11 protein-coding genes and 1 pseudogene are annotated in these 12365 nt (G+C 61.2%); 3 read left to right on the plus strand and 9 right to left on the minus strand.

Annotation, left to right across the window (positions count from 1 at the left end; all coding sequences use genetic code 11):
• Positions 1-35: 35 nt before the first annotated feature.
• The 3 genes from choV to HBO09_RS02935 form a co-directional block, all read right to left on the minus strand.
• Positions 36-1214 (minus strand): choline ABC transporter ATP-binding protein, encoded by a 1179-nt coding sequence (gene choV, locus HBO09_RS02925; protein ID WP_169991548.1) that lies wholly within the window; start codon positions 1212-1214, stop codon positions 36-38.
• On the minus strand, positions 1211-2056 hold the full coding sequence (gene choW, locus HBO09_RS02930; RefSeq protein ID WP_032858679.1) for a choline ABC transporter permease subunit: 846 nt from the start codon (positions 2054-2056) through the stop codon (positions 1211-1213). Before choW ends, choV begins: the two co-directional genes overlap by 4 nt.
• A gap of 67 nt (positions 2057-2123) precedes the next feature.
• Positions 2124-3071, minus strand: a complete 948-nt coding sequence (locus HBO09_RS02935) for a choline ABC transporter substrate-binding protein (protein WP_169991550.1) — start codon at positions 3069-3071, stop codon at positions 2124-2126.
• 427 nt (positions 3072-3498) lie between these two features.
• Here HBO09_RS02935 and HBO09_RS02940 point away from each other — a divergent pair, with 427 nt between their 5' ends.
• Positions 3499-4875: an L-serine ammonia-lyase gene (locus tag HBO09_RS02940; RefSeq protein WP_169991552.1), complete on the plus strand. Its 1377-nt coding sequence runs from the start codon at positions 3499-3501 to the stop codon at positions 4873-4875.
• 652 nt (positions 4876-5527) lie between these two features.
• Positions 5528-6631, plus strand: a complete 1104-nt coding sequence (locus tag HBO09_RS02945) for a GlxA family transcriptional regulator (protein WP_029300670.1) — start codon at positions 5528-5530, stop codon at positions 6629-6631.
• A gap of 106 nt (positions 6632-6737) precedes the next feature.
• Here HBO09_RS02945 and HBO09_RS02950 read toward each other — a convergent pair whose 3' ends face one another.
• From HBO09_RS02950 to HBO09_RS02970, 6 genes and pseudogenes are all read right to left on the minus strand, one after another.
• Positions 6738-7001 carry a hypothetical protein gene (locus HBO09_RS02950; protein ID WP_029300669.1) on the minus strand — a complete coding sequence of 88 codons (264 nt, stop codon included), beginning with the start codon at positions 6999-7001 and terminating at the stop codon, positions 6738-6740.
• 250 nt (positions 7002-7251) lie between these two features.
• Positions 7252-7338 (minus strand): annotated as a pseudogene (locus HBO09_RS28770) (outer membrane lipoprotein carrier protein LolA); the annotation flags it as partial.
• Positions 7339-7354: 16 nt separating this feature from the next.
• Positions 7355-7828 (minus strand): thioesterase family protein, encoded by a 474-nt coding sequence (locus HBO09_RS02955; protein WP_169991554.1) that lies wholly within the window; start codon positions 7826-7828, stop codon positions 7355-7357.
• Between the two features lie 123 nt (positions 7829-7951).
• Positions 7952-8917 carry an L-carnitine dehydrogenase gene (locus HBO09_RS02960; RefSeq protein WP_169991556.1) on the minus strand — a complete coding sequence of 322 codons (966 nt, stop codon included), beginning with the start codon at positions 8915-8917 and terminating at the stop codon, positions 7952-7954.
• Positions 8918-8992: 75 nt separating this feature from the next.
• Entirely contained in the window at positions 8993-9880 is an 888-nt protein-coding gene (locus HBO09_RS02965) for a 3-keto-5-aminohexanoate cleavage protein (protein ID WP_169991558.1), read from the minus strand.
• A gap of 78 nt (positions 9881-9958) precedes the next feature.
• Entirely contained in the window at positions 9959-10897 is a 939-nt protein-coding gene (locus HBO09_RS02970; protein ID WP_169991560.1) for a choline ABC transporter substrate-binding protein, read from the minus strand.
• A gap of 193 nt (positions 10898-11090) precedes the next feature.
• On the opposite strand from HBO09_RS02970, the gene HBO09_RS02975 reads away from it, so the two are divergent.
• Positions 11091-12026 carry a GlxA family transcriptional regulator gene (locus HBO09_RS02975; RefSeq protein ID WP_169991562.1) on the plus strand — a complete coding sequence of 312 codons (936 nt, stop codon included), beginning with the start codon at positions 11091-11093 and terminating at the stop codon, positions 12024-12026.
• The last annotated feature ends 339 nt before the right edge of the window (positions 12027-12365 follow it).

The raw sequence follows: 12365 nt of genomic DNA on the forward strand, positions 1-12365 counted from the left end.
TTTCGCGAGCAAGCTCGCTCCTACAAAAAGCCTTATTAGCCCAGGTTCTTGCCCAGCAGGGCGTGGTACAGCTCGCTGTCCCCCAGAATCCCCACCACCCTGTTGTTGTCGTGCAGCACCAGCTTGTTGCCGGTCTGGTAGCGAATCTGCAACGCATCGCGCATGCCGATATTCGAATCCACCAACGTCGGCAACCGCCCCAGGCCTTCCACGGCTTGCCCTGGCGCCCAGTTCTGCAGGTTCATCGCTACGCCATTTTGCCGTGCGCCCTGGATGGTGTTGCCTTCAGCCAGGTCCAGCCATGAGTCGCCGCCCGGATCCAGGCACACCGAACCGTTGACCCGCTTGCAGTTGTCCAGGGTGCGCATCAGGCTGCGGCCGCACAACACGTTGAGCGGGTTGGTATGGGCGACGAAGGTGCGCACATAGTCATCCGCCGGGTTCAGCACGATCTCTTCCGGCACGCTGTACTGGATGATCTTGCCGTCTTTCATGATCGCGATACGGCTGCCCAGCTTGAGTGCTTCGTCGAGGTCGTGGCTGACGAACACGATGGTCTTGCTCAGCTTGCGTTGCAGCTCCAGCAACTCGTCCTGCAGGCCCTGGCGGATCAGCGGGTCGAGGGCCGAGAACGGTTCGTCCATCAGTAGGATGTCGGCGTCCATCGCCAGGGCGCGGGCCAGGCCGACGCGCTGTTGCATACCGCCTGAGAGTTCGTCGGGCTTCTTGTTGCGCCATTGGGTCAGGCCGACCAGTTCGAGCTTTTCGTCCACCAGCTTGCGCCGCTCCTTCTCGGGGCGACCCTGCATCTCCAGGCCAAAGCTGATGTTTTCGCGCACAGTCAGCCAAGGCATCAGGGCGAACTTCTGGAACACCATGGCGATGCGCTTGGTGCGCATCATTTTCAGCTCTGCCGGTGTGCATGAAGCGATGTCGATCTGGCGACCTTCATGCTCCACAAACAACTGGCCACGGCTCACGGTGTTAAGGCCGTTGATACAGCGCAACAGGCTCGACTTGCCGGAACCGGACAGGCCCATCAATACGCAGATCTCGCCTTTCTCGATATCCAGGCTGGCCTTTTCCACGCCGACAATCTGCCCGGTCTTTTTCAGGATTTCGTTGCGGTGCATCCCCTCGTCCAGCAGCTTGAGGGCTTCGCGTGGGTCTTTGGAGAAGATCACATCGACATTGTCGAATCGGATAATGCTCATGCATCACCCCCTACTTTGGCGTCGGGTTGTTTGCAGATGCGGTCGAGCATGATGGCCAGCAGCACAATCGCCAGGCCCGCTTCAAAGCCCAGGGCAATGTCGGCGGTGTTCAGCGCGTTGACCACGGGTTTGCCGAGGCCGTCGGCGCCCACCAGGGCCGCGATCACCACCATCGACAACGACAGCATGATGCATTGGGTAATGCCGGCAGCAATGCTCGGCATGGCGTGGGGCAGTTCGATGCGCGAGAGCAACTGGCGGCGCGAGCAGCCAAAGGCCTTGCCGGCATCCATCAGTTCTTGCGGTACATCGCGGATGCCCAGGTAGGTCAGGCGGATCGGCGCGGCGATTGCGAACACCACCGTGGAGATCAGGCCGGGCACCACACCCAGCCCGAAAAGGGTCAGGGTCGGGATGAGGTAGACGAAGGTCGGCACGGTCTGCATCAGATCGAGCACCGGCCGCATCATCGTGTAGAACATCGGCTTGTGCGCGGCAACAATGCCCAGCGGCACGCCGATCACCACGCAGACCAGGGTGGCGAACAGCACCTGGGCCAGGGTCTCCATGGTTTCCTGCCAGTACCCCAGGTTGAGGATCAGCAGGAAGGAGGCAATCACAAAAACAGTCAGCCCCCATTTACGTTGAATGTAGTGTGCAAGCAGCGCAATCAGACCGATCAATGCCAGCGGATTGAACCAGGTCAGCGCGAACGTCACGCCGTGGATCATCGTTTCCAGTGTCGATGCGATCGCGTCGAAATAATCGGCGCCGTTCTGCGTCAACCATTCGACGAAGGCAGCGATGTACTGGCCTAGTGGGATTTTCTGTTCAGTCAGCATGGTAGTGAATGTCCACATGCGAAGAGGGAAAACATCCTGGGCCGGCACGCCGGCCCAGGGTCAGCGATTACTTGTCGAGGTAGGCTTTCACGGCGGCAAGTCCTGGTTTGCCATCAAGGGTGGTGACCCCGGCGAGCCAGGTGTCGAGTACTTGTGGGTTCTTCTTCAGCCAGGCCTTGGCGGCGGCATCGGGTTTCATTTTGTCGTCGAGGACGTTACCCATCAGGGTGCTTTCCATGTCCAGGGTGAACACCAGGTTTTTCAGCAACTGGCCCACGTTGCTGCATTCCTCGGAGTAGCCCTTGCGGGTGTTGGTGTAGATGGTGGCCTGGCCATAGTTGGGGCCGAACGAATCATCACCGCCAGTCAGGTACTTCATCTTGAAGCGGGTGTTCATCGGGTGCGGTTCCCAGCCCAGGAACACGATGGCCTTGTCGCGTTTGCTGGCGCGCTCGACCTGGGAGAGCATCCCGGCTTCGCTGGATTCGACGATCTTGAAACCGGCCGATTTCAAGCCAAAGGCATCCTTGTCGATCAGCGTCTGAATGGTGCGGTTGCCGTCATTGCCCGGCTCGATGCCGTAAATCTTGCCATCCAGCTCAGTCTTGAACTTGACGATATCGGCGAAGTCTTTCAGGCCTTTGTCGTACAGCGCTTGTGGCACTGCCAGGGTGTACTTGGCGTTTTCCAGGTTGGCGCGCACGGTTTCCACGGTGCCGGCATCGCGGTATTGCTTGATGTCGTTCTCCATGGTCGGCATCCAGTTGCCGAGGAAGATGTCCATGTTCTTGCCGTCGGCCAGGGACTTGTAGGTCACGGGTACGGAAATCATCGTGGTGCGAGGCTTGTAGCCCAGGCCCTTGAGGATCTCGCTGGTGGTGGCGGTAGTGACGGTGATATCGGTCCAGCCGACATCGGAGAAGTTGACGGTGCTGCACTGCTCGGGATCAGCAGCGTGGGCCGCAAAGGGAAGACTCAGCATGGCGGCCAACAACAACGGGTGGGAACCTTTCATGGGTTTGGACTCCTGGTGTTTTTCCGGCGGTGCTAGACCGCGCTTATAAGTGTTGCAGTTGGGGCGTGCGAGCAACGTGCAGCCTCGGTGCCTTGCAAACGAGTCGAGACTGATCATGTACCAGTGAAAATCTGACGCCTACAGGGTGCGTCGTATCCAGTACAGGGATGGTCGTATCCAGTGTCGGTGACGTCGCATACAGGTTTTTCCACAGTCAAAACTGCACTTTTTCTCGATCTGCGCCGCAAAAAACGGCGATTACGCCCCATTGCGCGGGGACGACGCTGGTGAGCATGGGTATGTCGGTGTGAGACGCCGGACGGCGCAACGAAAGCTTGATGATGCCGCCATCTGGGCGACTTGAGCGTAGCAGCTCCGCCACCAGGCGTTATTGCGCCTGGCCCGTGCTATCGAGGAGTTTCGCGCAATGGCTATCAGCGTTTTCGACCTGTTCAAGATCGGCATCGGGCCGTCCAGTTCCCACACCGTCGGCCCCATGCGTGCCGCGGCGTTGTTTGTCCAAAACTTGCGTGAACGTGCTCTTTTGGAACAGGTGCAGCGCGTCGAAGTTCAGCTGTATGGCTCGTTGTCGGCCACCGGCATCGGCCATGGCAGCGACAATGCGGTGATCATGGGGCTGATGGGTGAGTGGCCGGACGCGATTGATCCGTCGCAGATTGGCCGGCGCATCGAGACCCTGCGCGAGACGCAGACGCTGCTGCTGGACAACCGCGTGCCGGTGCCCTTTGTATGGTCGCGGGACATGCGCCTGATCGACGAAAACCTGCCGTTCCATCCCAATGCCATGACCCTGGTGGTCTACGGCGCCCAAACCGAGTTGCATCGCGATACCTACTATTCGGTGGGGGGCGGTTTTGTGGTGGATGAAGCCCAGGCGCGCAGCGGCGTGGCCGATATGGATCGCACCGAACTGCCCTACGAGTTTTCCAGCGCGGTGGAGTTGATGCAGTTGTGCAAGACCCACCACCTGCGCGTCGCCGAATTGATGTTGGCCAACGAAAAGGTCTGGCGCTCCGAGGAAGAAATCCGCAGTGGCCTGATGAAACTCTGGCGCGCCATGCAGGACTGTGTCGAGCAGGGCCTCAAGCACGAAGGCATCCTGCCCGGCGGCCTGAATGTGCGCCGCCGCGCCGCCAAGTTGCACCGCAGCCTGCAGGAATTGGGCAAGCCGAATGTGATCGGCTCGACCTTGAGCGCCATGGAGTGGGTGAACCTGTTTGCCCTGGCGGTCAACGAAGAAAATGCCGCCGGTGGGCGCATGGTCACCGCACCGACCAACGGCGCGGCGGGGATCATCCCGGCGGTGTTGCACTACTTTATGAAGTTCAGTGAGCAAGTCACCGAGGCCAATGTGGTGGATTACTTCCTCGGTGCGGCGGCGATCGGCATCCTGTGCAAGAAGAACGCTTCGATCTCCGGCGCCGAAGTGGGTTGCCAGGGTGAAGTCGGTTCGGCCTGCGCCATGGCGGCGGCAGGGCTGGCAGAGATTCTCGGCGCGACCCCGGAGCAAGTGTGCAACGCCGCCGAAATCGGCCTGGAGCACAACCTGGGCCTGACCTGCGACCCGGTGGGTGGCCTGGTGCAAGTGCCGTGCATCGAGCGCAACGCGATTGCGGCGGTCAAGGCGATCAACGCGGCGCAAATGGCCCTGCGCGGCGACGGCCAGCACTTTATCTCCCTGGATCGAGTGATCCGAACCATGCGCGATACCGGCGCGGATATGCATGACAAGTACAAGGAAACATCGCGGGGTGGGTTGGCGGTGAGTGCTGTGGAGTGTTGAACCGGTGATAGCGCTATCGCAGCATCGGTACCTACACAATTTCAGACACTGACGCCCCCCCTGTGGCGAGCGGGCTTGCCCCGCGTTGGGCTGCGAAGCAGCCCCAGTAAGCCGAGTGCGGTGTATCAGATACTCCGTAGCGGCTGGTTTTGGGGCTGCTTCGCAGCCCAGCGCGGGGCAAGCCCGCTCGCCACAGGGGGGGCGTCAGTGTCTGAAAGTTGTGTAGGTACCGATGCCGCGATGGCGGTAGTTCAAACAACACTGCTCATAAAGTGAACACTCCAACCAAAATCGCCACCTTTTAGCGCGTCGCAAACAGATAAGTAGCTTGCGAACGATCTCCCTCCCTACCACCCGTCACCTGTGCGTGTGGTGACACACTTTTCCTACGCCCTGAAAGCGCCTTCCCACAAGTGCTACCGATCTGCTCACAGACCCTGAGCGTAGGCTTTTTCCGAGTCATATCCTCACGCCGGGCGTGGGCTTATATAGACACCTCAACAGGTCGTTTTCAGGAGTTATTGAATACCTATTCAACTTTAGGCATGGCATTTGCTCTATCAATCCAAAGCCTCTCTCCTGATGGATGAAGAGCGCAATAACAAGAGCCTCGCCTGAGGCCATCACCTGCTTTGTGTGAGGAGATACCGCGATGACGTCGTTCAACTCCGGGGCCCAACCCCAGAACCGTGCGCCTCAATCCATCGGCTTTTTGCTGCTGGACAATTTCACGCTGATTTCCCTGGCGTCCGCAGTGGAACCGCTGCGCATGGCCAACCAATTGTCTGGCCGCGAGCTGTATCGCTGGACCACCTTGAGCGTCGACGGCAACCAGGTATGGGCCAGCGATGGCCTGCAAATCACCCCCGATTGCTCCATGCACAAAGCCCCGGCCCTGGACACCGTGATTGTCTGCGGTGGCGTGGGTATCCAGCGCACTGTGACCCGTGAACATGTGTCGTGGCTGCAAAGCCAGGCGCGCCAGTCCCGCCGCCTCGGCGCTGTATGCACCGGTAGCTGGGCCCTGGCCTGCGCCGGCCTGCTCGACGGGTTTGATTGCAGCGTGCACTGGGAATGCCTGGCGTCGATGCAGGAAGCCTTCCCACGGGTGTCCATGAGCACACGCCTGTTTACCCTCGACCGCAATCGCTTCACCAGCTCGGGCGGCACCGCGCCGCTGGACATGATGCTGCACCTGATCAGCCGCGACCACGGCCGTGAACTGTCGGCGGCGATTTCCGAGATGTTCGTTTACGAGCGCATCCGCAACGAACAGGATCACCAGCGCGTACCGCTCAAGCACATGCTCGGCACCAACCAGCCGAAGCTGCAGGAAATCGTCGCGCTGATGGAAGCCAACCTGGAGGAGCCGATCGACCTTGATGAACTGGCCGTGTACGTCGCCGTCTCGCGGCGCCAGCTGGAGCGGCTGTTCCAGAAATACCTGCACTGTTCGCCGTCGCGCTACTACCTCAAGCTACGCCTGATTCGTGCGCGGCAGTTGCTCAAGCAAACGCCAATGTCGATCATCGAAGTGGCCTCGGTATGCGGGTTTGTGTCCACGCCGCACTTCTCCAAGTGCTACCGCGAATACTTCGGCATCCCACCACGGGATGAGCGCGTAGGCTCCAACACCACCCAGCAAGTGGCGATGATGCCGATTCCGCAGGCGTTGGTGTTGTCACCGTTGGCCGGGCCGATGTCGGCGCTGAGCCAGGCGCGCAATGAGTCGACGTTTGCCAGTGTAAGGTTGTAGACCGAGGCGTCTGTATTCGCGAGCAAGCCCGCTCCCACATTTGACCGAGTTCCACCTTTGAAATGCAGTCAAGTGTGGGAGCGGGCTTGCTCGCGAATGCGGTGTATCAGGCCCCGGAGTTCTGCTTGAACTGCACCAATGCCGGCAACAGCTGCTTATCAATCGCCTGGCGCACCGCCGGCAGAATCGTCGCACTGCCGGTGTACATCTGCTCAACCATGCCCTTGAGCGCCTTGGCCCGCGCTTCACTCAAGCCGCGCACTGCGCATTCACAGGCCTGCTCGGCGGTGGCGCCGCTGGACACCTCGAAACCCAGGGAGCGCAGTTGGCTCAACAGGTCATCCTGATCAATCAAATCCGCGTGCATCATGACGTTCATCCTGGTTAGGGGAGCCTTTGATTCTGGTGGGCTGCCAGCGGGTCGGCAAGGGCTGAATGACGCAATGGCTGGAACGACTATGAGCAGGTCGTTTTCGGGCCAGTTACCGAGGGTGGTTGCAGGCACACTGGTTTTCAAGCAAGCAGCATGAAGGTTTGGTCACCCTCAGTCCGCACGCTCACACAGCACTCTGCCCCGATCCTGTCACGGCTTGATCGGGGCTTTTTTATGGCTGCTTGTCTGTAGGAGCGAGCTTGCTCGCGAAAAACTCAAGGGCGCCGCGTCTAACCAGGCCGCGCGCGTTATCGTTGACGTTCTTCGCGAGCAAGCTCGCTCCTACAGGGTTAGCGTTGGGGCAGGCCGATGACGCGACCGAGGAGGGCGGGCCGGGGTAGATCTGCCTGCTCGGCACTGATTGCCGCCAAGCGCTGTGCAACCCCCTCGCTGAACGGTGCTGAACGTGGCCCGGCCAGGTCCACATGCAGCAGCATCTGTTCATTGCCCGCCAGTTCCCGTGCTTCGCCGACCCGATGCAGGCTGTGATAGAGATGCAGGCGTTTGTGGTCATGGGCGATCAACTGGGTATGCACTTCAACCTCGGCGCCCAGCTTCACTTCGTGCAGGTAATTGAGGTGCAGTTCCAGGGTGAACAGCGAATGGCCGCTGGCTTCGCGGTTGTCGCTGTCCAGGCCCAGGGTGTCCATCAATGCATCGGTGGCGTAGCTGAAGATCAGCAGGTAGAACGCATCGCGCAGGTGGCCGTTGTAATCGACCCAGTCGGGGATGATTTTGGTGGTGTAGGTGGTCAGCGTAGGCATGTCATGAATCCCAAGGTGTACGCAGTCAAAATGTGGGAGCGGGCTTGCTCGCGAAAGCGGTGTGTCAGTTGGTGCATTCGGTGCTGATGCATCGCTTTCGCGAGCAAGCCCGCTCCCACAGGGTTATTCAGTGAAGCTCATGCCGTGTTTGGCCTTGGTGGTCTTCACCGCCTCCAGCACCGCCAGCAGGCAATCATCACGATAGCGCTCCAGCGCCGCAATGCTATGGCTGCCCAACTGCTCGCGAGTGCCATCGACCACATCATCAATCAGCTTGTCCGTCAGTTCCGGTGCCGGCAGGTATGTCCATGGCAGTTGCAACGCCGGGCCGAATTGCGCCATGAAATGCCGCATCCCGGCGTCGCCGCCGGCCAGGGTGTAGGTGAGGAACGTGCCCATGAACGACCAGCGCAAACCGGCGCCAAAGCGGATCGCATCGTCGATCTCGCCGGTGGTCGCTACACCATCGTTGACCAGGTGCAGCGCCTCGCGCCACAGCGCTTCGAGCAAACGGTCGGCGATAAAACCCGGGACTTCTTTGCGCACATGCAAGGGGCGCATGCCGAGGGACTCGTAGACTTTTATGGCGGCCTGGATCGCTTCGGGTGCGGTGTGTTTGCCGCCCACCACTTCCACCAGCGGCAGCAGGTACACCGGGTTGAACGGGTGACCGACCACGCAGCGCTGCGGGTGGGTGGCGCTCTCATAGAACTCACTGGGCAGCAGGCCCGAGGTGCTGGAACCGATCAGCGCATCGGGCTTGGCCGCTGCACTGATCTTGCTGTGCAGCTCCAGTTTCAGTTCCAGGCGTTCCGGGGCGCTTTCCTGGATGAAGTCGGCGTCTTGCACGCATTCCTCGATGGTCGCGACAAACCGTAGACGGTCCTGGCAGGCGCCCGGTGCCAGGCCCTGCTGTTCCAGGGCGCCCCAGGCATTGGCGACACGCTTGCGCAGGGCTGCTTCGGCGCCGGGCGCCGGGTCCCAGGCCACCACATCCAGGCCGTGGGCGAGGGCGCGGGATACCCAGCCACTGCCGATGACACCGCTGCCCAGGGCGGCGAAGGTTTTGATTTCGGTGATAAAGCTCATGGTGGTGTCCTAAAGAAGTTCGGTGATTTCCAGTGCTAAAGAGGCTCACTGTGGGAGCTGGTTGCGGCAGGGGGATTAGCTGCGTTTGGTCAGGCCCATTTTTATGCGGCCTTCAGCCGGGCTCAGCACTCGTGCGCCCAGGCGGCTGAGGATTTCCCCGGCACGCTCCACCAGTTGCCCATTGGTCGCCAGCACGCCCTTGTCCAACCACAAATTGTCTTCCAGCCCGACCCGCACATTGCCGCCCAGCAGCACCGCTTGCGCCGCCATCGGCATCTGCATGCGCCCAATCCCGAAGCCGGCCCACACCGCATCAGCCGGCAGGTTGTCGACCATGGCCTTCATGGTGGTGGTGTCGGCCGGGGCGCCCCAGGGGATGCCCAGGCACAGTTGGAACAACGGGTTATCGAGCAGGCCTTCCTTGATCATCTGCTTGGCGAACCACAAGTGGCCGGTATCGAAAATCTCCAGTTCGGCCTTCACCCCCAGTTCCTGGATGCGCTTGGCGCCCGCCCGCAACTGGGCCGGGGTGGAGACATAAATGGTGTCGCCATCGCCGAAGTTCAGGGTGCCGCAGTCCAGGGTGCAGATTTCCGGCAGCAGTTCTTCGACGTGGGCCAGACGGGTCAACGGGCCGACCAGGTCGGTGTTGGGGCCGAACGCCATAGGCGTCTCGCCGCCACCGATTTCCAGGTCGCCGCCCATGCCGGCGGTGAGGTTGACGATGATGTCGATATCCGCCTCGCGGATGCGCTCCATCACTTCGCGGTACAGCGCTACGTCGCGGCTGAACTTGCCGGTTTGCGGGTCGCGCACATGGCAATGCACCACGGTGGCGCCGGCTTTGGCGGCCTCTACCGCCGCAGCGGCGATTTGCTTGGGGGTGACCGGCACGTGTGGGCTTCTGGCGGTCGTGTCGCCAGCACCGGTGAGTGCGCAGGTGATGATGACGTCGTGGTTCATGGGGCAGGTTCCTTACAGGCGGGCGTAGTGATGCCGTTCGCAGCCGGTATCAGCTGCGAAGCGGTGATTCGAAAGAGGTTATTTGCTGCTCAGTTGCAGGTTGTCCGCAGCCGGCTTGCCGTCGAAGGTGGTCACGCCTTCCAGCCAGCGCTGCAGGTCTTGGGGGTGATCCTTGAGCCACTGTTTGGCGGATTCCAAGGCATCCTTGTGTTCCAGCAGCGGCTGCATCATCCGGCTCTCGTCGGCGGCGGTGAACGTCAGGTTGCTCAGCAGCCTGTACACATTCGGGCATTGCTCGGCGTAGGTCGGTGTGGTCACGGTCCAGACCGTGGCCATGCCTTCGTTGGGGCCCAGGGCGTCCTCGCTGCCGGACAGGTAGGTCATCTGCACATTGACGTTCATCGGGTGCGGCGCCCAGCCGAAGAACACCACGGCCTCCTTGCGGCGCACGGCGCGGTCCACGGCGGCGAGCATGCCGGCCTCGCTGGACTCCACCAGCTGGAATTTGCCCAGGCCGAACTGGTTCTTGGCGATCATCGCCTTGATCTGGGTATTGGCCCCCGAGCCGGGCTCGATGCCGTAAATCTTGCCGCCCAGCTCTTTGTGGAACTTGGCGATGTCGGCGAAGGTTTTCAGGCCCTTGTCGGCGAGGTAGGTCGGCACCGCGAGGGTGGCGCGGGCGTCCTTGAGGCTGGGCGCGTCGAGGACTTTTACTTGGCCGGCGTCGACAAAAGGCGTGATGGTCTGGGTCATCAGCGGGTTCCAGTAGCCGAGGAACAGGTCCAGGCGCTGGTCGCGAATGCCGGAGAAGATGATTTGCTGGGAGGCGCTGGTTTGCTTGGTGGTGTAGCCGAGGCCGTCGAGCAGCACCTGGGTCATGGCGCTGGTGGCGATCACGTCGGTCCAGTTCACCACACCCATGCGCACGTTTTTACAGGAGGCGGCATCGGCCGCCCACAGGCTGGTGCTCAAGACGGCGCTGAGCGCGAGCACGCAGCGGCTGATCAGTCGGTTCATGATGGATCCCTCGGCAGGTCGTTATTGTGGGGGCCGGTGTCTTTGTGCACCGTGTCGCCAAGTTACCCACCTTGCAGCCCGGTAAAACGCACGGCGGCGACCCGCTCTTGCACTGCAGCGACCTGTGCCCTTGAATGGGCGATTGAACTGGCGTACACACAACACACGCTGCCCGCCTGACGAGAGCGCTTGCATGTCCCAGGACTTTTATTTTTTGCTGATGCCCGGCTTTTCAGCCATCGGCTTTATCTCTGCCATTGAACCGCTGCGCGTGGCCAACCGTTTTCGCGGCGAGCTGTATCGTTGGCACGTACTGAGCGCGGACGGCGGCGCGGTGCTGGCGAGCAATGGCATGTCGGTCAACGCTGACGGCGGATTGGAACCACTGAAAAAAGACGCGACTTTGCTGGTGGTCGCCGGCTTCGAACCGCTGGAGTTCGTCACGCCAGCCCTGGAGCACTGGCTGCGCCGCCTCGAGCATGACGGCGTGACCCTCGGCGCCATCGACACCGGCAGCTTCGTCCTGGCCCAGGCCGGCCTGCTCGACGGCTACCGCCTGACCCTGCACTGGGAGGCAATCGATGCCTTCAAGGAATCCTATCCCGCACTGGCCGTGACCCAGGAACTGTTCGAGATCGACCGCCGGCGCATCACCTGCGCGGGCGGTACCGCCTCCATCGACCTGATGCTCGACCTGATCAGCCAGGCCCACGGCCCGGAACTGGCGATTCAGGTCTCCGAACAGTTTGTGTTGGGCCGCATCCGCCCGCGCAAGGATCACCAGCGCATGCAGATCGCCACGCGCTACGGGATCAACAACCAGAAGCTGGTGCAGGTGATCGGCGAGATGGAGCAACACACCGAACCACCCCTGAGCACCCTGGCGCTGGCGCAGATGATCAAGGTCACGCGGCGGCAACTGGAGCGTCTGTTTCGCCTGCACCTGAGCGACACCCCGAGCAACTTCTACCTCGGCCTGCGCCTGGAGAAGGCCCGCAAACTGCTGCGCCAGAGTGGTATGAGCGTGCTGGAAGTGAGCATTGCCTGTGGGTTTGAGTCACCGTCGTACTTCACCCGCAGCTACCGGGCACGGTTTGCCAAATGCCCGCGAGAGGATCGGCGGCGGTAGGGCATACGCCGACCAAAATGTGGGAGCTGGCTTGCCTGCGATCGCTGTGGGTCAGCAACTTATCTGCCAACTGATACACCGCTATCGCAGCATGAGTATCTACACAACTCGCTCTTCTGGGTATGTGTACATATCCGTTGCTGCGGTCGCGGCGGGTATGGGTTCCGCCCTTACGGCGGCTCACTTTTGAACAGCGCAAAAGTAAGCAAAACGCTCTTGCCCCACCACTCGGCACCTCGCCTAGGCTCGGTGTGCCCGTAATCCGACATTGATTTGGGGGGCCGCCGCGATGGGCCATCCATGGCCCAGCGCGGCTAAACCGGCGTCCTGCCGGTTTAC

The sequence above is a fragment of the Pseudomonas sp. WS 5027 genome, assembly GCF_012985695.1.
Taxonomy (GTDB): domain Bacteria; phylum Pseudomonadota; class Gammaproteobacteria; order Pseudomonadales; family Pseudomonadaceae; genus Aquipseudomonas; species Aquipseudomonas hygromyciniae.